Source organism: Rhodococcus sp. 5A-K4 (assembly GCF_046097995.1).
In the GTDB taxonomy this organism is placed as follows: Bacteria; Actinomycetota; Actinomycetes; order Mycobacteriales; family Mycobacteriaceae; genus Rhodococcus_F; species Rhodococcus_F erythropolis.
In genome coordinates this window covers 1-20498 of sequence record NZ_JBJURM010000028.1, presented here as the reverse complement: position 1 = coordinate 20498, position 20498 = coordinate 1, and the positions used below count along the sequence as shown (strand labels likewise).

At 63.2% G+C, this 20498-nt stretch carries 16 protein-coding genes; 13 read left to right on the top strand and 3 right to left on the bottom strand.

The window, feature by feature from the left end; translation table 11 throughout:
- Positions 1 to 10: 10 nt before the first annotated feature.
- The gene (locus ACKAMS_RS27285; RefSeq protein WP_408989837.1) at positions 11 to 1045 is read left to right on the top strand and encodes a glutathione S-transferase family protein; all 1035 of its coding nucleotides are present in this window, start codon (positions 11 to 13) and stop codon (positions 1043 to 1045) included.
- 10 nt (positions 1046 to 1055) lie between these two features.
- Here the strand turns inward: ACKAMS_RS27285 and ACKAMS_RS27280 are convergent, their stop codons facing one another.
- Entirely contained in the window at positions 1056 to 1466 is a 411-nt protein-coding gene (locus ACKAMS_RS27280; RefSeq protein WP_408989836.1) for a VOC family protein, read from the bottom strand.
- Positions 1467 to 1620: 154 nt separating this feature from the next.
- Between ACKAMS_RS27280 and ACKAMS_RS27275 the strand changes: the two genes are divergently transcribed.
- The 5 genes from ACKAMS_RS27275 (at position 1621) to ACKAMS_RS27255 (ending at position 11993) form a co-directional block, all read left to right on the top strand.
- Entirely contained in the window at positions 1621 to 2370 is a 750-nt protein-coding gene (locus ACKAMS_RS27275) for a hypothetical protein (protein ID WP_003945111.1), read from the top strand.
- Positions 2371 to 2438: 68 nt separating this feature from the next.
- Entirely contained in the window at positions 2439 to 3440 is a 1002-nt protein-coding gene (locus tag ACKAMS_RS27270; RefSeq protein ID WP_029255798.1) for an ABC transporter ATP-binding protein, read from the top strand.
- The gene (locus ACKAMS_RS27265; RefSeq protein WP_019749328.1) at positions 3437 to 4210 is read left to right on the top strand and encodes an ABC transporter permease; all 774 of its coding nucleotides are present in this window, start codon (positions 3437 to 3439) and stop codon (positions 4208 to 4210) included. Before ACKAMS_RS27270 ends, ACKAMS_RS27265 begins: the two co-directional genes overlap by 4 nt.
- A gap of 36 nt (positions 4211 to 4246) precedes the next feature.
- Entirely contained in the window at positions 4247 to 8056 is a 3810-nt protein-coding gene (locus ACKAMS_RS27260) for an ABC transporter ATP-binding protein (RefSeq protein ID WP_408989835.1), read from the top strand.
- A gap of 175 nt (positions 8057 to 8231) precedes the next feature.
- Entirely contained in the window at positions 8232 to 11993 is a 3762-nt protein-coding gene (locus ACKAMS_RS27255) for a multifunctional oxoglutarate decarboxylase/oxoglutarate dehydrogenase thiamine pyrophosphate-binding subunit/dihydrolipoyllysine-residue succinyltransferase subunit (RefSeq protein ID WP_021344987.1), read from the top strand.
- A 99-nt stretch (positions 11994 to 12092) separates the two neighbouring features.
- Here the strand turns inward: ACKAMS_RS27255 and ACKAMS_RS27250 are convergent, their stop codons facing one another.
- Positions 12093 to 12722, bottom strand: a complete 630-nt coding sequence (locus ACKAMS_RS27250) for a TetR/AcrR family transcriptional regulator (protein ID WP_007736130.1) — start codon at positions 12720 to 12722, stop codon at positions 12093 to 12095.
- Positions 12723 to 12793: 71 nt separating this feature from the next.
- Here ACKAMS_RS27250 and ACKAMS_RS27245 point away from each other — a divergent pair, with 71 nt between their 5' ends.
- From ACKAMS_RS27245 to ACKAMS_RS27235, 3 genes are all read left to right on the top strand, one after another.
- Positions 12794 to 14368 carry a flavin-containing monooxygenase gene (locus ACKAMS_RS27245; protein WP_408989834.1) on the top strand — a complete coding sequence of 525 codons (1575 nt, stop codon included), beginning with the start codon at positions 12794 to 12796 and terminating at the stop codon, positions 14366 to 14368.
- Entirely contained in the window at positions 14365 to 15195 is an 831-nt protein-coding gene (locus tag ACKAMS_RS27240; protein WP_019749333.1) for an SDR family oxidoreductase, read from the top strand. The genes ACKAMS_RS27245 and ACKAMS_RS27240 overlap by 4 nt, the downstream gene beginning before the upstream one ends.
- Before the next feature lie 63 nt (positions 15196 to 15258).
- Positions 15259 to 16200, top strand: a complete 942-nt coding sequence (locus ACKAMS_RS27235; protein ID WP_256065713.1) for an alpha/beta hydrolase fold domain-containing protein — start codon at positions 15259 to 15261, stop codon at positions 16198 to 16200.
- A gap of 48 nt (positions 16201 to 16248) precedes the next feature.
- On the opposite strand, the gene ACKAMS_RS27230 is transcribed toward ACKAMS_RS27235, so the two are convergent.
- Positions 16249 to 17133 (bottom strand): ABC transporter substrate-binding protein, encoded by an 885-nt coding sequence (locus ACKAMS_RS27230; protein ID WP_070384947.1) that lies wholly within the window; start codon positions 17131 to 17133, stop codon positions 16249 to 16251.
- 203 nt (positions 17134 to 17336) lie between these two features.
- On the opposite strand from ACKAMS_RS27230, the gene ACKAMS_RS27225 reads away from it, so the two are divergent.
- The 4 genes from ACKAMS_RS27225 to ACKAMS_RS27210 all read left to right on the top strand — a co-directional run.
- Positions 17337 to 18275, top strand: a complete 939-nt coding sequence (locus ACKAMS_RS27225; protein ID WP_019749336.1) for an ABC transporter substrate-binding protein — start codon at positions 17337 to 17339, stop codon at positions 18273 to 18275.
- A 4-nt stretch (positions 18276 to 18279) separates the two neighbouring features.
- A complete protein-coding gene (locus ACKAMS_RS27220; protein ID WP_029255803.1) occupies positions 18280 to 19425 on the top strand; it encodes an ABC transporter ATP-binding protein in 1146 nt (381 codons plus the stop codon).
- 4 nt (positions 19426 to 19429) lie between these two features.
- Positions 19430 to 20113: an ABC transporter permease gene (locus ACKAMS_RS27215; RefSeq protein WP_019749338.1), complete on the top strand. Its 684-nt coding sequence runs from the start codon at positions 19430 to 19432 to the stop codon at positions 20111 to 20113.
- Positions 20110 to 20498 (top strand): ABC transporter permease (locus ACKAMS_RS27210; protein ID WP_408989833.1); only part of this gene is annotated, 389 nt, incomplete at its 3' end. The genes ACKAMS_RS27215 and ACKAMS_RS27210, both read left to right, overlap by 4 nt.

Here is a 20498-nt window from a genome sequence, read left to right as displayed (position 1 = left end):
GGGACCGCAGATGAGTACGGAAGACGGCGCGAGCGAACCGACATTCGTCGAAGAGGGTCGTGAATTCAAACGCGACACCAACTACATCCTGACCCGGATCACCGAGGACGGTCGCGACGGTTACCCCGTCGAACCGGGGCGATACCGGTTGATCGTGGCACGTGCCTGCCCGTGGGCAAACCGCGCCATCATCGTCCGCCGTCTGCTCGGCCTCGAAGACGTACTGTCGATGGGCATCTGCGGTCCGGTTCACGACAAGCGAAGCTGGACTTTCGATCTCGACCCGGGCGGCGTCGATCCCGTACTGAAGATCCCGCGACTACAGGACGCGTACTTCGCCCGAGATCCCGAATACCCCAGGGGAATCACGGTGCCCGCCATGGTGGAGATCGCGACGGGCAAGGTGGTCACGAACGACTACCCACAGATCACCCTCGACTTCTCGACGCAATGGAAGAAGTACCACCGCGAAGGCGCACCGGATCTGTACCCGGAGCCTCTGCGAAACGAAATCGACGAAGTGGCCGAGTACGTGTTCCGCGACGTCAACAACGGCGTCTACCGCTGCGGTTTCGCCGGTTCACAGCAGGCGTACGACGAGGCATACGACACGCTGTTCGCCCGCCTCGACTGGCTCACCGAACGTCTTGCCCGGCAACGCTTCCTGGTGGGAGACACCATCACCGAGGCCGATGTGCGCCTGTTCACCACGCTGGTGCGATTCGATCCCGTCTATCACGGCCACTTCAAGTGCAACAGAAGCAAACTCAGCGAGATGCCGGTGCTGTGGGACTACGCACGCGATCTGTTCCAGACTCCCGGATTCGGTGACACCATCGACTTCACACAGATCAAAGCGCACTACTACATCGTGCATTCCGAGATCAATCCCTCCGGAATCGTGCCCAAGGGACCGGAATTGACGCACTGGCTCGAACCGCACGGCCGCGAACAGTTGGGTGGCCGACCGTTCGGGGACGGCACACCGCCTCACCCGCCCATCCCGTCGGAAGTGGTTCCAGCAGAGCACTGGGCCACCAGATAGGTCGCGGCGGCTACTCCCCTGCGTACGTGCCGAAACTCCAGTACACACCTTCGGGATCACGGCAGGTGAACCCCCGCGAACCGTAGTCCTCGTCGCGCAATCCCTGCGTGATCGTGGCGCCCGCCGCGACAGCGCGTTCGTGGATTGCATCAGCTGCGTCCGCGTCGTCCACGACGATGTACACCGAACCGATTCCAGGCGGCAGGCCGGCGATCGCCGAATCGGTGCGCGGCGAACCCAGCATGATGCCGCCACCGCCCGGCCAGTCGAGTTGGGCGTGGTCCACCACGTCTCCCTCGCCGTAGACGACCTTCTCCACGAAACCGAAGGTGCTCACCAGAAAGTGGATTGCAGCCCGGGCGTCGAGGTAGCGCAGTGTCGGCCAGATGGTCGTCGAACGAGATTCCGAAGTGGCGGTCATAACACTCGAACTCCTGCCTGGGAAAACTCACGAAGAAAACCGAGTCTCGTACGAGCCTATGGCCCCTGCGATCACCGCCGCTACCGAAAACTTCACCTATTCTCGAGATACGGTCCACCTCGCTTCAGAGGAGGACAACTGTGGAGGGGCAGCAATGAGCAAGTCGACGAACAACGACAGCGGGCGTATCGAGAAGGTCCTCGTTTCCGTTCTCGACAACGGAAGCCGCCTGCAAGCGCCCGCAGTGGCCAAATACGTCAACCACGTCCGTAAAGCGCACCCCGACGAGTCACCTGCTCAGATCGTCGAGCGGATGGAAAAGATGTTCATTCTCGCCGTGACCGGAAGCGGCAGCGCCGTCGGTGCCACGGCCGCGGTGCCGGGCGTCGGAACAGTCGCGTCCATCGCTGCAGTCGGTGCGGAATCGGCTTTCTTCCTCGAAGCGTCGGCGCTGCTCACATTGGCAATAGCGTCTGTCCACGGAATCTCCGTGCAGGATCATCAGCAACGACGTGCCCTGGTACTGGCAGTCGCACTCGGCGAATCCGGCATGGAGATCGTCCAGAAGGCCACCGGGATCACGGCCAAGAACTGGGGAACGGCAATCACGAGCAAGATCCCCGGACCCACGATGAGGGGAATGAACAGCACCCTCGTGCGGAAATTCGTGACCAAGTACGCCGCCAAGCGCAGCGCACTGATCCTCGGCAAGCTCGTTCCCGCCGGAATCGGTGCGGTCATCGGCGGTGCGGGTAACCGTGCCATCGGCAAGGGAGTCGTCAAGAATGCGCGCGAAGCCTTCGGACCGGCACCGGCCAGGTGGACCGATCACCTGATCGTGATGCCTGCCGACGATGCCGCAGTGCTTCCCCAGACGGAGACACGCCGGGCCATCCGCAGATAGCCGTCCGGGCCGTAGGCTCGCATCACGTATTCGCCGCCGACCCGGGAGCAGCATTGACGAACACCGCAATGGGATCCTTCTCTGCCCCCATCGAGATTCGTGGGTTGACGAAGACGTTCAAGGCGGCGCGCGCGGTCAACGACCTGAGCTTCGACGTTCAGGCCGGCTCGATCACCGGGTTTCTCGGCCCGAACGGTTCGGGCAAGACGACCACGTTGCGGATGCTCCTCGGACTGGTGTCACCGACGTCGGGATCGGCCACGATCAACGGCACTCCGATGCGTTTGCTGTCCAACCCGGCCCGGACCGTCGGCGCAGTACTCGACGTCGGCAGTCTCCATCCGAAACGAACGGCGCTCGGACACCTCGAGATCTACGCGGCCGCTATCGGCATGCCGACTCAGCGCGCAGCGCAGGTGCTGGACATGGTCGGTCTGAGTTCGGTCGGAGCCCACAAGACCGGCACCTTCTCACTCGGGATGCGCCAACGCCTGATCCTTGCCACCGCGATGCTCGGTGATCCCGAGATCCTCGTGCTCGACGAACCCGCGAACGGACTCGACCCCGAAGGCATGGCGTGGCTACGTCAGTTCCTGCAGACCTTCGCCGGTTCCGGCCGAACGGTTCTGATCTCGAGCCACGCGCTTCGTGAAGTGGAAGCGACGGTCGACAGCGTGGTCATCGTCAGCGCCGGCTCACTCGTCTACCAAGGGACCATGGACGAACTTCGTCGCTCCCAGCGCAGTCGACTGCTCGTCTCGTGTTCCAACCCAGCGCTCCTCGCCACGGCATTGGCCGCTCGCGGAATCATCGACGCCCAGATCACGCAGGACGGACGGCTCGCCGTGGGCGGCACCGACACGTCGGTGCTCCCACCGGTGGCGTCGGCGGCCGGTGTCACGATCTTCGGTGTCGCGACCGAAGGCGCAGATCTCGAGCAACTGTTCCTCGCGATGACAACACCGCAGTACGCGGTTCCCCAGGTCGGATACCACCGCCCACCCGGTCCCGGTTCCGGACCGGGCTATTACGGCCCTGCCGCATACGGACCTTCCGGAGGACACAGATGACCACGCTCGTGCGCGCGGAGACACTCAAAGTTCTCACCTTGCGCTACTGGTGGGCACTGGCCATCGCACCGGTGGTCGTGGCCGTGCTGATTGCTGCCTCGACTCGGACGTTCGTCGAAGTTGTGGCCGATTCGGCCGACACCACTTTCGACGTCGATGTCGTGTCCACCGGCGTCAGCCTCGGTGTCTCCAACACGCTTGTCCTGGTGTTCGCGGCCGTCTTCGGAGCGCTCACCGCCGGATCCGAATTCGGCTACAAGACTCTCACCACGACGTTCCTCACAGCTCGCGGCCGCGACGGAGTTCTCGGCGCAAAACTTGCCGTCGTCGCGGTATTCGCCGTCGGCTACGCACTGGCGGTCGAAGTAGTCAGCATCGGCGCGATGTTGCTCTTCGGCCGGGACTTCAGTTTCACCACCGATCTCTTCGCCATCTGCGCCGCAGGCATTCTGGCGTGTGCGCTGTGGGCACTACTCGGCGCCGGGGTGGCCCTGCTCACCGGTTCGTCGATGGCCGGTGCCCTCTCGGTCATCCTGTGGTTCGTCTTCGGTGAATGGATCGTCCGCGCCGTGCTGCTCGCGATGGATCTCGGTGGGATCGGGGCCGCGCTTCCGGTGTCGGCCACGATCGGCACCATCGTCAATGCGGCACCGTCGATCGACGTCGACGCGTTTGCGTCCTGGCCGAGCGGCCCGATGATGCTGGCCGCTTGGGTAGTTCTGTTCTGCGGGCTCGGTTGGCTACGGACCAGGACCCGCGACATCACCTGAAAAAGCTGTCTGGGGCCGGGTCTACCGTGGATCTCGATGAACACGATCAACACGGACAGTCCGGTAGCTGGAGAGGTGGATCGAGCTCCGGGCTGGATCCGCCGCTTGGCCCACGCATGCTGGTTGCACCGAAGAGTTGCGATCGGCGCGCTACTCGTTACGGTCATCGCCTCTGCGATCGACATCTCGTTTCCTCTCCTGACCCGCTATGCGCTCGACGCCGCAAGCCAGGAGAACCCGGGCAAGGTGATCGGGTTCGTCGCGTTGGCGATCGCGTTGCTCGCGATCGTCCGCTTCGCGTGCCAGTACGGCCGACGGATGCTTGCCGGCCGACTCTCGCTCGACGTTCAACACGACTTGCGGCTCGCCCTGCTCGGTTCGCTGCAACGCCTCGACGGACGAGGGCAGGATCAGATCCGCACAGGCCAGGTGGTCTCCCGGTCCATCACGGATCTGCAGCTCGTCCAGGGTTTGCTCGCGATGGTGCCGATGTCCGCGGGAGCGCTCCTGCAATTCGTGCTGGCGATCGGCATCATGGCGTGGCTCTCGCCGCTGTTGACTCTCGTCGCTGTCGCCGTCATCCCAGCAGTAGGGCTGGTGGTGTTCCTGATGCGACCGATGCTCTTCGCCGCAACATGGTCCGCGCAGCAGCGTGCCGCCGACCTCGCCCAACACGTCGAGGAAACCGTCACCGGCGTTCGCGTCGTCAAGGGATTCGGGCAGGAACAACGAGCCGTCGACCAGCTGGAGAAACATAGCCGCACGCTGTACTCCGAGCGCCTTCGCGCCGCGTGGTTGAACGCGAAATTCGCGCCAACCATGGCCGCCTTGCCCCAGCTCGGGCAGGTGGGAGTGATCGCTCTCGGCGGGTATCTCGCACTGGACGACAAGATCACCGTGGGAACGTTTCTCGCGTTCGCCACCTACATCGTGACGATGACCGGAGTCACCCGAACTCTGTCGTCGGTCATCGTCATGGCGCAGCTGGCGCGCGCCGCTGTAGAGCGTGTCTACGACGTCATCAACGCTCAGCCGGACATCGCCGATCCAGACCATCCGGTGGACCTGCCCGACGGTCCTCTCGGAGTCACCTTCGACGACGTGGCATTCGGATTCGACACCGAACGCGACGTCCTGACCGGGCTGAACCTCCGCATAGAACCGGGCGAGACCGTCGCCGTCGTGGGTCCGGCCGCGTCGGGCAAGACCGCGTTGTCCTTGCTTCTCCCGCGGTTCTACGCACCGACTTCGGGTGCGGTGACAGTCGATACCGCCGGCGAGACGTTCCCCATCGGCGAACTGCGCAGTGAGCAGCTTCGTGCCGCCGTCAGCCTCGTCTTCGACGAACCGTTCCTGTTCTCGGACACCATTGCCGCCAACATCGCACTTGGCCGCGAGGACGCCTCCGACGAGGACATCCGCGACGCAGCAGCACTGGCACAGGCAGATTCGTTCATCGAGGCACTCCCGGACGGATACGACACCGTAGTCGGTGAACGAGGTCTGACGCTGTCGGGCGGCCAGCGTCAGCGCATCGCACTTGCCCGGGCACTGCTCGTCGACCCACGGATCCTGGTCCTCGACGACGCGACCTCCGCAGTCGATGCGGCTACCGAAGCCGCGATCTTCGACGCGTTCCGGGCCAGACGGCGCCAGACCACGCTCATCCTCGCTCACCGGCGGTCCACCCTGACGCTCGCAGACCGGGTCGCGGTTCTCGACGGCGGACGGATCATCGACTCCGGAACCGTGGACGAACTGGAAGCGCGATGTCCGCTCTTTCGTGCCCTGTTCTCCTCGCCGCCGGAACTACCGGCCGAACTCGACGACGTCGACTCCGATGCTTTCGGACGTGACCGCAGCGAGCCGACAACCGAGCAGTTGTGGCCGCAGGCACCGGAATCCGAAGCCGACAGCACAGCCGCTACGACGCAGGGTGCGGGCGGACCGATGGCCGGAGCGCTCAGCGGAATCGCGGTGACGCCGTCCCTGCGGGCAGCAGTCGACGCTCTCCCACCCGCACGCGAAGACCCCGGAATCGCTCCTGAGAGCCTGCGCGAATCGAATCCACAGTTCTCACTCCGACAGATCTTGAGGCCGGTCCGCTGGGTTCTACTGGCGGTTGTCGTGTGCCTTGCCCTCGACTCCGCAGCGGCGATCGCATTTCCCTCCCTCGTCAGATACGCGATCGACCACGGAGTCGTGACCGCGGACAGCAGCACGCTCTGGATAGCGACGGCATTCGGCGCGCTCCTGGTCGCAGCGGACTGGGTCGTCGTCGCGGTCATGACGGTGCTCACCGCCCGGGCCGGCGAACGCGTGTTGTTCGGGCTCCGCGTACGCAGCTATGCACACCTACAGCGTCTGGGTCTGGACTACTACGAACGTGAATTGTCCGGGCGCATCATGACGCGCATGACCACCGACGTCGACGCGCTGTCGTCGTTCATCCAAACCGGCATGTCGACGGCGATCGTGAGCGTCCTGACCGTCGGCGGAATTTCGATCGCACTCCTGGCGACCGACGTGACGCTCGGGCTGGTGGCGCTGGCCGTCATCCCACCGCTCGTGGTTGCGACCGTGATCTTCCGCAAGATCTCCTCGGTTGCCTACAGCCAGTCCCGCGAACGGATCTCGCTCGTCAATGCCGACTTCCAGGAGAACATCGCCGGTCTGCGAGCGGCTCAGGCCTACCGCCGCGAAGAAGGTGCGGCGCGTAGGTTCGCAGAACGCTCCGAAAGCTACCGCCGATCGCGGATGCGGTCGCAGCGAGCCATTTCGATCTACTTCCCGTTCATCTCGTTCCTGTCCGACCTCGCGTTGGCCGCAGTGGTGTTCGTCGGCGCGCACCAGATCGCCAACGGGTCGACGTCACCCGGCGTACTGATCGCGTTCGTGCTCTACCTCGGCCTGCTGTTCGGACCGATTCAGCAACTCTCACAAGTGTTCGATGGTTACCAACAGGCAAACGTCGGATTGCAACGAATCGGTGACCTTCTGCGTACTCGGAGTTCGATCGAAACAGCAGACAGCGAGGATCTGATCGCGATCTCCGGACGGCTCGACGGCGCCGTCCATCTCGACGGGGTCGGGTTCCGGTACTCGGGTGCGGACGTCGACGCCCTCTCCGATTTCGATCTGCAGATTCCGCCGGGCACGACGGTTGCCCTCGTCGGCAGAACCGGTGCCGGGAAGTCGACGGTGGTGAAGTTGCTCGCCCGCTTCTACGACCCGACGTCCGGATCCGTCGACGTGGACGGAACCGACATCCGGAACTTCCACCTCTCGCAGTACCGACGTCGCCTCGGCGTGGTCCCGCAAGAGGCGCATCTGTTCACCGGCACGGTCGCCGACAACATCGCGTACGGGAGGCCGTCGGCGTCGCACGCGGAGATCGAGGAAGCGGCGCGTTCCGTCGGCGCACTGAATTCGATAGCCGACATGCGTGGAGGCATGAATCATCCCGTCGGCGAGCGCGGCCAGGGGCTCTCGGCGGGCCAACGCCAACTGATCGCATTGGCCCGTGCCGAACTGGTCGACCCGGACCTTCTGCTCCTCGACGAGGCGACCGCGACGCTCGATCCCGCGACCGAACGAATGGTGCTCGAAGCAAGTCGGTCGGTCACCCGGAAACGGACTTCCGTCGTCGTAGCTCACCGCCTCGCGACAGCTGCCCGAGCGGACCTCGTTGTCGTAGTTGACCGGGGACGTATCGTTGAATACGGCCCGCACGATGTTCTGCGGTATGCCGGTGGTCACTACTCGGGACTCTGGGATGCATCGCAGGCGCGTGAGGGGAATAATCTGACGTCGAGAACTGTCATCGAAGGCAACCCCGTCGCGTGACAGTCGGCACGGATTTGTACCGCCGAGAGGTAGTGCGCGATCGCAAGATCACGGACTTCCGTGAGACAGCTCACAAATTGTGTGCCGCACAATTGCTCGTCACACGCTCGGGCTAATCTCACATATATAGGCGCTCTGATCGGGTACCGAAATAGAAACGAGGCGAACACCTGCCGTGAGCAGCAGTTCTACATCCCAATTCGGACAGAACCAGTGGCTGGTTGACGAGATGTACCAACGCTTCCAGGACGATCCGTCGTCCGTGGATCCCAGTTGGCACGAATTCTTGACCGATTACTCGCCGGACTCGGCGAACACGGGAGGTGGAAACGGGACTGCCTCGAACGGCAACGCGGCTGCACCCGCCGCTGTTGTAGCTCCGCCTGCTGCTCCCAAGGCCACGCCTCCCGCCCCCAAGACCGCACCTCCTGCGCCGCCTGCCAAGGCGGCCGCACCGGCCCCCGCGAAGACGGCAGCGCCCGCCGCGAAGGCCGCCCCCGCCAAGCCTGCAGCAGCCAAGCCCGCGGCCGCTCCCGCGAAGCCCGCTCCCGCCGGCGGAGCCGAGGAAACCAAGGTTCTCCGCGGCGCCGCAGCAGCGGTCGTCAAGAACATGTCGCTCTCGCTCGAGATTCCGACAGCAACCAGCGTGCGTGCCATCCCCGCGAAGCTGATGTTCGACAACCGCATCGTCATCAACAACCACCTCGCCCGTACCCGCGGCGGCAAGATCTCGTTCACCCACCTCCTGGGTTACGCGATCGTCCAGGCAGTCAACGCGTTCCCCAACATGAACCGGCACTTCGCCGAAATCGACGGCAAGCCGAACGCGGTCACGCCCGAGCACACCAATCTCGGACTCGCGATCGACCTTCCCGGCAAGGACGGCAACCGCTCACTGGTTGTTGCCGCCATCCGGAACACCGAGTCGATGAACTTCGTCCAGTTCCACGCGGCTTACGAGGACATCGTCCGACGCGCCCGTGAAGGCAAGCTCACCGGCGAAGACTTCACCGGCGTCACCATTTCGCTGACCAACCCGGGCGGCATCGGCACGGTTCACTCCGTTCCTCGCCTGATGAAGGGCCAGGGCGCCATCATCGGTGCCGGCGCGATGGAATACCCCGCCGAGTTCCAGGGCGCCAGCGACGAGAAGCTGGCCGAGATGGGCGTCGGCAAGTTGATGACCCTCACCTCGACCTACGATCACCGCATCATCCAGGGTGCCGAGTCGGGCGATTTCCTGCGCACGATCCACAACCTGCTGATCAGCGACGAGTTCTACGACGAGATCTTCCACGCGCTCGGCAACCCGTACGAGCCGGTGCGTTGGCGCAAGGACGTGCCGGAAGGCGCTGTCGACAAGAACACCCGTGTTCTCGAACTGATCGCTGCATACCGTGACCGCGGCCACCTCATGGCCGACACGGACCCGTTGCAGTTCGTCAAGGACAAGTTCCACAGCCACCCCGACCTCGACGTCATCAGCCACGGCCTGACGCTGTGGGATCTGGACCGCGAGTTCAAGGTCGGCGGCTTCCACGGCCAAGAGAAGATGAAGCTGCGCGACGTGTTGAGCGTGCTGCGCGACGCGTACTGCCGCCACGTCGGCGTCGAGTACACGCACATCCTCGAGACGGATCAGCGTCAGTGGATCCAGGACCGCGTCGAGGGCCATCACGCCAAGCCTTCGGTCGCTCAGCAGAAGTACATCCTGAGCAAGCTCAACGCCGCCGAGGCCTTCGAGACGTTCCTGCAGACCAAGTACGTCGGCCAGAAGCGCTTCTCGCTCGAAGGCGCCGAAGCCGTCATCCCGATGATGGACGCCGTGATCGACCAGGCCGCCGAGCACCAGCTCGACGAGGTCGTCATCGGAATGCCGCACCGTGGCCGTCTCAACGTGCTTGCCAACATCGTCGGCAAGCCGTACTCCAAGATCTTCACGGAGTTCGAGGGCAACATGAACCCGGCAGCCGCTCACGGCTCCGGCGACGTGAAGTACCACCTGGGCGCCAGCGGAACGTACATACAGATGTTCGGTGACAACGACATCGCTGTCTCCTTGACCGCCAACCCGTCTCACCTCGAGGCCGTCGACCCGGTTCTCGAAGGCCTGGTCCGCGCAAAGCAGGACATCCTCGACAAGGGCGAAGAAGGCTTCACCGTCCTGCCGCTCATGCTGCACGGTGACGCTGCATTCGCCGGTCAGGGCGTTGTCGCCGAGACGCTGAACCTCTCGCTGCTTCGCGGCTATCGAACCGGCGGCACCGTACACATCGTCGTGAACAACCAGGTCGGCTTCACCACCGCTCCGGAACATTCACGCTCGTCCGAGTACTGCACCGACGTCGCGAAGATGATCGCCGCACCGGTCTTCCACGTCAACGGCGACGACCCCGAGGCGTGCGTCTGGGTTGCTCAGCTGGCCGTCGACTTCCGTGAGAAGTTCGGCAAGGACGTCGTCATCGACCTCATCTGCTACCGCCGCCGCGGTCACAACGAGGGCGACGATCCGTCGATGACCCAGCCGGCGATGTACGACGTCATCGACACCAAGCGCAGCGTTCGTAAGAGCTACACCGAGTCCCTCATCGGCCGCGGTGACATCTCGCTCAAGGAAGCCGAAGACGCACTTCGCGACTACCAGGGCCAGCTCGAACGGGTCTTCAACGAGGTCCGTGAACTCGAGAAGTTCCAGCCCGAACCGTCCGAGTCCGTCGAACTCGACCAGACTCCCCCGGCTCGCCTGACCACGGCTGTCGCTCCCGAGGTTCTCGAGCGCATCGGTGATGCGTTCGTCAACGTCCCCGAGGGCTTCACCGTTCACCCGCGCGTCAAGCCGGTTGCCGAGAAGCGCCGCGAGATGGCCCGTGAGGGACATGTCGACTGGGCGTTCGCAGAATTGCTCGCGTTCGGCTCGTTGGCCGAGCAGGGTGCCTTGATCCGCCTCGCGGGTCAGGACTCCAAGCGAGGAACGTTCACGCAGCGTCACTCGGTCCTCATCGACCGCAAGACCGGCAACGAGTACAGCCCGATCGCCAAGATCGCTGCCGACGCCGAAAACGGCGGCAAGTTCATGGTTTACGACTCCGCACTCACCGAGTACGCAGGTCTGGGCTTCGAGTACGGCTACTCGGTCGGTAACCCCGACGCTCTGGTCCTGTGGGAAGCGCAGTTCGGTGACTTCGTCAACGGCGCGCAGACCATCATCGACGAGTTCATCTCTTCGGGTGAGGCCAAGTGGGGTCAGCTCTCCGACGTCGTGCTGCTCCTGCCGCACGGTCACGAGGGTCAGGGTCCGGACCACACCTCCGGCCGCATCGAGCGTTTCCTTCAGCTGTGTGCAGAAGGCTCGATGACCGTTGCGGTTCCGTCGACTCCGGCCAGCTACTTCCACCTGCTGCGTCGCCATCACCTAGACGGCATCCGCCGTCCACTGGTGGTCTTCACGCCCAAGTCGATGCTGCGTAACAAGGCTGCAGTCAGCAACGTCGAGGACTTCACGACGGGCAAGTTCCGTTCGGTCTTCGAGGAGCCTGCATTCGAGAGCGGCGAAAGCGCCCGCGAATCGGTCAAGCGGGTTCTGCTGGTCAGCGGCAAGCTGTACTGGGAGCTTCTGGCGAAGAAGCACAAGGACGAGCGTGACGACATCGCAATCGTGCGCATGGAGCAGCTCTACCCCGTGCCGAAGCGTCGTCTCAAGGAGACCCTGGACCGTTACCCGAATGCGGATCAGTTCCGTTGGGTTCAGGAAGAGCCCGCAAACCAGGGTGCGTGGCCGTTCCTCGGACTGGCTCTGCCGGATCTTCTGCCGGAGACCTTGACCGGCATCAAGCGCATCTCGCGTCGTCCGATGTCCGCTCCCTCTTCGGGATCGAGCAAGGTGCACGCGGTGGAGCAGCAGGAGATCTTGGACGAGGCGTTCCTGCCGACCAACTGAGCAGTGGCGTTCCTGCCGACCAACTGATGTGACACAGAGTTACTCGAGGCCGGGCCCACATTCCGCAAGGAGTGTGGGCCCGGCTTTTCTGCGTTCGCGTCAATTCGATTGCAGCAGACCCAGATCCGGCCCGGCATCGAAGCCGACGGCGGCCAGCGCCAACGCGGGCAACGACTGAACCGTCAGGTCGATCAGTTCCTCGCGGGTGATGGCGGGCGCGCGGAGCCAACTGATGGTGGCTTCCTCGACAAACGCGATCCAACCTCGAACGGCCAACTCCACCTGAGGCGTTCGAGTCAGGCCGATCTTGGGGAGCTGATCGAGGGTTCTCTTGGCCATGATGTCGCGAGTCTGCTCGAACACCTCACGCATCTGCGGATCCCCGCTGGCGGTCCCCCGGAGCAGCGAGACGTAGGTATTGCGGTTCTCGGTCACGTAGTCGACGTACGACGCCAGCACCGATCGGAGGGTGAGCATCGGATCGTCCGACTCGCTCGGCTCCGTGCGCTGGAGCATCTGTTCACTGCTGTGTCGGACGATGGCGAGATGGAACTCGCTTTTCGACGCGAAGTAGTGGAACAGAAGCCCACGCGACACCCCCGCTTGATCGGCGATGTCCTCGACGGAAATCTGCTCGAGCGGCCGTTCGGCCAGCATGCGCGCCCCGAGATCGATGAGTTGCGCTCGGCGTTGCGCAGGGTCGAGCCGCGTTCGCTTTACTGCGTCCATGCCCAATAGACTACTGAATATCCGTCAATAAGCTATTGACCGTGACTCAATAAAGGCATATCGTTCCCTACATGAGTCTTCCAGTTACAGATACCTCAGCACCTGCCGCGGATACTCGCCACGTCGGCACACTGATCATCGGCAGCGGTTTCGCCGGTCTCGGTGCGGCGATCAAACTGGCACAGGCCGGCATCACCGACTATGTCGTTCTCGAGCGCGGCAACGACGTCGGTGGAACCTGGCGTGACAACAGCTACCCGGGCGCCGCGTGTGACGTGCCGTCGCATTTGTACTCGTACTCTTTTGCACTCAATCCGGAGTGGACGCGCTCCTTCTCCGCCCAGCCCGAGATCTACAAGTACATCCAGTCGGTGGCCAACCGCCACAAGGTGCTCGACAAGCACATCTTCGACTGCGACGTTCTCTCAGCCCGATGGGACGAGTCGTCGGCTCAGTGGCACGTCAGCACCAACAAGGGTGAATTCGTCGCAAAGATCGTCGTCTCGGCCGTCGGTGCACTGTGTGAGCCTTCACTTCCGGACATCAAGGGCATCGACGGATTCAAGGGCGAGATTTTCCACTCCTCGCGCTGGAACCACGATGCCGATCTGACGGGCAAGCGCGTGGCCGTCATCGGAACCGGCGCCTCCGCCATCCAGATCGTGCCCGCTATCGGCAAGAAGGTCTCACACCTCGACGTGTACCAGCGCACTGCGCCGTGGATCCTGCCCCGCGCAGACCGCGAGTACACCAAGATCGAGCATCTCGCGTTCAAGTACCTCCCCGGCTTCCAGAAGTTGTGCCGCACCGGTATCTACTGGATGCGAGAGACGCAGGTCGTCGGCCTGGCCAAGGCGCCGGTCTTCATGAAGCCGCTGCAGTTCGCCGCCGAGCGTCACCTGAAGGCTCAGATCAAGGACAAGGATCTTCGTAAGAAGGTCATGCCCAACTTCCAGATCGGCTGCAAGCGCATGCTGATCTCGAACAACTACTTCCCCACCCTCGCCCAGGACAATGTCGACCTGGTGACCGAAGGCATCGAGGAGGTGACCGCCAACGGGATCGTCTCGAAGACCGGCACCACGCGTGAGATCGATGCCATCGTCGTTGCGACCGGATTCCACGTCACCGACTCCCCCACCTTCGCGGGAATCTTCGGCAAGGACGGACGCTCGCTCGCCGAGGTCTTCGAAGAGACCGGTATGCAGGGATACAAGGGCGCGGCAGTTGCCAACTTCCCCAACATGTTCTTCCTGGTCGGCCCCAACACCGGCCTCGGACATTCGTCGATGGTCTTCATGATCGAGTCGCAGATCAACTACCTGGTCGACGCGATCGCCACCATCGACAAGTACGACATCGGCACCATCGAGGTGCGCAAGGACAAGCAGGACAAGTACAACAAGGACCTGCAGGCAGCTATGTCCAAGAGCGTGTGGAACAACGGTGGTTGCGCCAGCTGGTACATGGACAAGCACGGAAACAACACCACCCTGTGGCCTGGCTTCACCTTCCAGTTCCGCAATGCCACCAAGCATTTCGACCTCGCGGCATACCGCAGCGTCGCCACCTCGGATCTCGGCGCCGTCGGCACCGCGACCACTTCACAGATCGACCTCGACGACGAGAAGGCAGTAGCACAATGAGTGATTTTGCAGGCAAGGTCGTAGTCATCACCGGAGCGGGATCGGGCATCGGTCGCGCACTCGCACTGAACCTGGCCGGCCAGGGCGCCAAGTTGGCGATCTCCGACGTGGACACCGTCGGGCTCGCCGAGACAGCCCGTCTGGTGGAGGCCATCGGCGCCGAGGTGAAGTCGGACCATCTCGACGTCACCCAGCGTGAAGCGGTTCTCGAGTACGCCGACGCGGTTGTCGCCCATTTCGGCAAGGTCAACCAGATCTACAACAACGCCGGAATCGCGTACCACGGCACCTTCGAGAAGTCCGAGTTCAAGGACTTCGAACGGGTCATGGACGTCGACTTCTGGGGAGTTGTCAACGGCACCAAGGCATTCCTTCCCCACGTCATCGCCTCCGGTGACGGGCACATCGTGAACGTGTCGAGCCTCTTCGGTCTGCTGTCGATGCCGGGTCAGAGCGCCTACAACTCGGCCAAGTTCGCCGTTCGCGGTTTCACCGAGTCGCTTCGCCAGGAAATGCTGATCGCCAAGCACCCGGTGAAGGTGACCTGTGTGCACCCGGGCGGAATCAAGACCGCCATCGCACGCAACGCCACCGCGGGCCCGGGCGAAGATCTTGCGGTCTTCTCCGAGTTCTTCGACCGCAAGCTCGCGCGCACCACACCTGAGGACGCCGCCAAGACGATCGTCAACGGTGTTCGCAAGAGCAAGCCGCGAGTTCTCATCGGGATGGACGCAATCGCACTCGACGCCTGGGTTCGCCTCGTAGGATCGGGCTACCAGCGCATCGTCGCGATCGTCGCCGGCCGAATGATGCCCAAGTCCAGCTGAGTTCGTTTCACAGCGTCGTTCGTTTCACAGCGCAGTTCGCATAAAGAGTCAGGAGCCCTGCCGGTGAGCACGTTCACCCTTCCGCTGCCCGTGGTCGCATTCTTGTTGAAGCCGTACTTCCGTCTGGCTTTCAACTCGCGGCTGCCGTATCGGATTCAACGTCTGTTGCTCGAGGCCGGGGCACCGCTACAGCAGGTTCCAGCGGGCGCCGTCGTGCGCCCGCTGGAGCTGGCTTGCCGACCGGCAGAGAAGATCACCGTCGGCCCAACCGAGCGCCCCACTGCAGTTCTCTACCTGCATGGCGGGGCGTACACGCTGGGTTCGCTGGCCACACACCGTTCTCTCGCAGCTCATCTCGCGCGTGAGTCGTCCAGTGCCGTCTTCACCTTGGACTACCGTCTCGCGCCGGAGAATCCGTATCCCGCCGCTCTCGACGACGCGGTCTCAGCCTTCATGCAGTTGGTCACCGAGTTCGACTATTCGGAAGACCGCGTTGCCATCGCCGGCGATTCGGCCGGTGGCGGTTTGGCCGCGGCGACCGCTCTACGTCTGATCGAGCGTCACGGCGTGACCCCCGGCGCGCTCGCACTGATCTCACCGTGGGTCGATCCCGGCGATCGGGGTGCCACCAAAAAGGCCGACCTGGTGGTCAACACAGCCTGGTCCTTCGATGCCGCCGACGCTTACCTTGCCGGTGGCGACCGTACTGATCCTGGCTACGCGCCGATGCACGGCAAGCTCGACGGGTTGCCGCCCACCAGGATTCACGTCGGTTCCGAGGAAGTTCTCTACCCGCAGATCATGACGTTCACCGACAAGCTCTCCGCTGCCGGCGTCGACGTGTCCCTGGTGGAGTACGCACGACTGTGGCATGTGGCTCACGCACAGGCGTCACTGGTGAAGGAAGCAGCAGACGCCGTTGCCGATCTCGGCCAGTTCATCGCATCGAAACTGATTCGTGCCAAGGATGATTCGAGTTCAGCAGTGGGATCGAACAGTCACTGACGGGCCAACTCCGTCCATGTCACTGACGGGTGGCCCACTCCGTCCATGTCACTGACGGGTGTCCCACCAGGTTCGGGCCACTTCCGAGGCTGACGCCTTGCCGGTCCGCACCTGCTCGATCATTGCGGCGAGATCGGTGGTGGACAGTTCACCCGCAACGACGCTGAGCGCCTTGACAGCCGAATCTCCCAGTGCGCCCGCTCGAAAGAGCGGAACGACATTCTGCGCAGCCAGAACGTGATTCGAATCAGCGAGCACTGTGACGGCATCGGATTGTGCCAGCGCTGACAGCGTCGTGGTTCCGAATACCTGTGCACCGGGTACGTCTGCCGGCGTGGCCTGATCGACGCCGGCGAAGACACACTCGGCGCCCTCGGCCAACTGTTCCACTGCCCCGTCCTCGACGAATCTCGCGGAGACGAGCGGCGTCGCCGCGGCGCACGAAGGAGCAAAGGCTTCTATCGTCTTCGCTCCCAACGACTGTGCGTATCCTGTGTCGAGTGCGAGGACCGCACGGTCTTCGGCCATCGCATAGTCTGAGACCGAAAGACCCTCCGGCAGGGAGCGACTCAAGGCTTCGAAGACGTCGTCGGCCTTGCGGGCCGGGGATGACGGGTCGTAGTGATCGAGCAGCGCACCGGTGAACTCGGGCACCAAGGTGACTCGCGCTGCGTCCAGAGCCTCGAGTGATTGGGTTCTGCCTCCACCCACCGATTCGACGCGAGCCGACAGACCGGAGGATGAGAGCACCGTCGAATACACCTCGGCCAACACCGAACTCTCCACTGATGCGTCAGCAGCCACCACGATCTGGTCACGAGACTCCGCTCCGGCGCTCTCTACCACCGAATCACCGTTTGCGCATCCGCTGAGAATTGGCAGGACCATCAGTGCTGCAACAACAGTCGAATACTTCGTGCGTGTGCTCTTCACCGAAATCCTCACATCCAATCCCATGGATCGAAAACCGTGCCATGTCGGTACCTATCGTTACACTTGTCGGGCGATGCGCGGTAACCAGTCCTGACGCAGCCACTCGGTGGCGGCGCCGTCGAAGCCACTCGGGTGGCTTCGCCACAAGGGGATGGTTTCCGACGCCCGAAACACGGGACGCCCGAAAAACCGGAAGGACGCTCATGCGCACCTCACGATTTCGTTCCAACCGTTGGCTCGTAGCCGCGGCAACCGTTGTCTCTCTCACTGCACTGACAGCGTGCGGTAGCAGTGACGGTGACTCCAACAGCGATCCCAACGCGGTTGTCGTCGGCTCCGCCAACTTCACCGAATCCGAGACGATCGCCAACATCTACGCCGAAGCACTGCGTGTCAACGGGTTCGATGTGTCCACGTCGTTCAATGTCGGCAGCCGTGAGGCGTACATTCCGGCGCTCAAGGACGGGTCGATCAGCGTCATTCCGGATTACACGGGAAATCTCTTGCAGTACTTGGATCCCGACAGCACGGCCACCAGCTCCGCTGATGTCCTCGCTGCTCTTCCCGCAGCTCTCGGGTCGGAATTGGCCATTGCGACGCCTGCATCCGCCGAGGACAAGGATGCCGTGGTCGTCACGAAGGAAACCGCTGACAAGTGGAACCTGAAGACGATCGCCGATCTGGCTCCGCATTCCGCCGAGGTCAAGTTCGGCGCTCCGGCCGAGTTCCAGGAACGTCCAGCCGGATTGCCCGGTTTGAAGTCCAATTACGGTCTCGACATCTCGGCAGCCAACTTCGTCCCGATCGCCGACGGCGGTGGACCGGCAACAGTGAAGGCTCTCTCGTCCGGCGACATCACGGCGGCAAACATCTTCACGACGTCTGCCTCCATCCCGGCAAACAACTTCGTGGTTCTCGAAGACCCGAAGAACAATTTCCCGGCTCAGAACGTGGTGCCGGTGCTGCGCGCGTCGAAGTCTTCCGACAAGTTGAAGACAGTCCTCGATGCGGTGTCCGCCAAGCTCACCACCGAAGAGTTGTTGGCACTCAACGTCCAGGTGTCCGGCGACACCAAGACGGAGCCGGCAGCGGCGGCCAAGGCGTGGGTGACGGCGCAGGGCCTCGACAAGCCGGTCTCGTAGTCACGTGATCACATTCGAGGGCGTCACCAAGCAGTATCCGGACGGCACCACCGCCGTCGACCGTCTCGATCTCACCATCGAGGCCGAGTCGTTCACGGTGTTCGTGGGGCCGTCCGGGTGCGGCAAGACGACGTCGATGCGCATGATCAACCGGATGATCACACCGACGTCGGGCAAGATCTTCGTCGACGGTCGTGACATCGAACAGACCGACGCGGTGAAGCTGCGTCTCGGCATCGGGTACGTCATCCAGAACGCCGGCCTGCTTCCGCATCGCACCGTGATCGACAACGTCGCAACAGTTCCGGTACTGCGCGGTGAGTCCCGCCGCGCAGCGCGCAAAGCCGCGTTGGGGGTACTCGAACGAGTCGGTCTGGACATCTCCCTTGCCACCCGCTATCCCGGGCAACTCTCGGGTGGGCAGCAACAACGTGTGGGAGTTGCGCGTGCATTGGCTGCCGATCCGCCGATCCTGTTGATGGACGAGCCGTTCAGCGCCGTCGACCCGGTGGTGCGTGAGGATCTGCAGACCGAAATGCTCCGTCTTCAAAGCGAACTGAAGAAGACGATCGTCTTTGTCACCCACGACATCGACGAGGCAGTCAAACTCGGTGATCACATTGCCGTCTTCGGTCCCGGCGGGCGGCTTCAGCAGGTTGCGGCGCCTCGCGACGTGTTGGCCGCACCGGCAACGGATTTTGTCGCCGGATTTGTCGGACGCGATCGCGGATATCGGGGATTGTCGTTCCGCGCTGCCGACGAGGTTCCGTTGCACCCCGTACGCACGGCCGTCGAGAACGAATTGAAGGCTCTGCGTCTCGAATTGGGCGAGTGGGTTCTCGTGGTCACGGACAGCGGAAGTCCACAGGGATGGATCGACGTGACCGGCGTCGAAGGCCTGCGCTCGGGACGCACTCTCGCGCAGTCGACGTCGGCCGGTGGTTCGTTGTTCTCCCCCGGCGGTGATCTACGCCAAGCACTCGATGCGGCAATCTCGTCCCCTTCCGGTATCGGCGTTGCCGTCGACGGCGAGGGCGCGGTCATCGGCGGGATCCTTGGCTCCGAAGTCGTGGCGAAATTGGCAGATCAGCGTCGACGCGAGGACGAGGAACGCAACCGAGTCGCCTTCACCGAGGGATTCGGGGCGTAGCGGCATGCGCTGGCTCATCGACAATTTCTCGACGGTCGTGGACTACTCGAAGACCCATCTGTATCTGGCGCTGCTGCCCTTGCTGATCGGTCTCCTGATTGCCGTTCCGGTCGGAACAGCGATCCGCAACGTCAGATGGCTGCGCCGAATCACGTTGACCCTGGCGAGCATTGCGTTCACGATTCCGTCGCTCGCGCTGTTCGTCACCATCCCCCAGCTGTTCGGACTCAAGACCCTTGATCCGCTCAACGTCGTGATCGCACTGAGCGTCTATGCGACGGCACTGCTCATCCGGGCCGTGCCCGAAGCACTCGATTCGGTGCCGGACAACGTCATCGACGCTTCCACCGCCGTCGGGTTCACACCGCTACGACGCGCCCTGACGGTCGAGTTGCCGTTGGCACTGCCGGTGATGATCGCGAACATCAGAGTTATTGCCGTTACCAATATTTCGCTGGTTTCGGTCGGATCGCTGATCGGAATCGGCGGGCTGGGAGTTCTGTTCAAACAGGGCTACGACCGCGACTACCCGGACCAGATCGTTGCCGGCATCATCGCGATTGTCGTGCTGGCCCTGGCGCTCGACCTGATCCTGTATCTGATCGGCCGATTCCTGACCCCGTGGACCAGAACATCGACCTCGTCGAAGGTCCCCGCCGTCGTGGCTGCCGAGGGGGAACCCGTATGAGCATCTTCACCGGAGCCTGGGACTTCATCGTCGATCCCGGAAATTGGAGCGGCGACACCGGAATCGGCACCCGCATCCTCCAGCACCTCTGGTACAGCGTTCTGGCCGTGGCGCTTTCGGCTGTGATCGCGGTGCCCATCGGATTACTCATCGGCCATCTGCGTCGCGGTGAGATCGTGGTCGTCAGTCTGGTCAACGCACTGCGGTCACTGCCCACTCTCGGCCTGCTCACCTTCCTTGTTCTTCTCATGGGCCTGGGAGTGATGCCGCCGATTCTCGCCCTCGTCATCCTTGGTATTCCCCCACTACTCGCCGGCACGTACGCCGGAATTGCCAGCGTCGACCGCGGCGTCGTCGAGGCCGCGCGGGCGATGGGTATGACCGA

Coding starts and splice junctions, on each gene's coding strand:
- ACKAMS_RS27270 (WP_029255798.1), top strand. CDS start 2,439: ATGGGATCCTTCTCTGCCCCCATCGAGATTCGTGGGTTGACGAAGACG.
- ACKAMS_RS27225 (WP_019749336.1), top strand. CDS start 17,337: ATGCGCACCTCACGATTTCGTTCCAACCGTTGGCTCGTAGCCGCGGCA.
- ACKAMS_RS27275 (WP_003945111.1), top strand. CDS start 1,621: ATGAGCAAGTCGACGAACAACGACAGCGGGCGTATCGAGAAGGTCCTC.
- ACKAMS_RS27265 (WP_019749328.1), top strand. CDS start 3,437: ATGACCACGCTCGTGCGCGCGGAGACACTCAAAGTTCTCACCTTGCGC.
- ACKAMS_RS27280 (WP_408989836.1), bottom strand. CDS start 1,466: ATGACCGCCACTTCGGAATCTCGTTCGACGACCATCTGGCCGACACTG.
- ACKAMS_RS27285 (WP_408989837.1), top strand. CDS start 11: ATGAGTACGGAAGACGGCGCGAGCGAACCGACATTCGTCGAAGAGGGT.
- ACKAMS_RS27245 (WP_408989834.1), top strand. CDS start 12,794: ATGAGTCTTCCAGTTACAGATACCTCAGCACCTGCCGCGGATACTCGC.
- ACKAMS_RS27215 (WP_019749338.1), top strand. CDS start 19,430: ATGCGCTGGCTCATCGACAATTTCTCGACGGTCGTGGACTACTCGAAG.
- ACKAMS_RS27240 (WP_019749333.1), top strand. CDS start 14,365: ATGAGTGATTTTGCAGGCAAGGTCGTAGTCATCACCGGAGCGGGATCG.
- ACKAMS_RS27260 (WP_408989835.1), top strand. CDS start 4,247: ATGAACACGATCAACACGGACAGTCCGGTAGCTGGAGAGGTGGATCGA.
- ACKAMS_RS27250 (WP_007736130.1), bottom strand. CDS start 12,722: ATGGACGCAGTAAAGCGAACGCGGCTCGACCCTGCGCAACGCCGAGCG.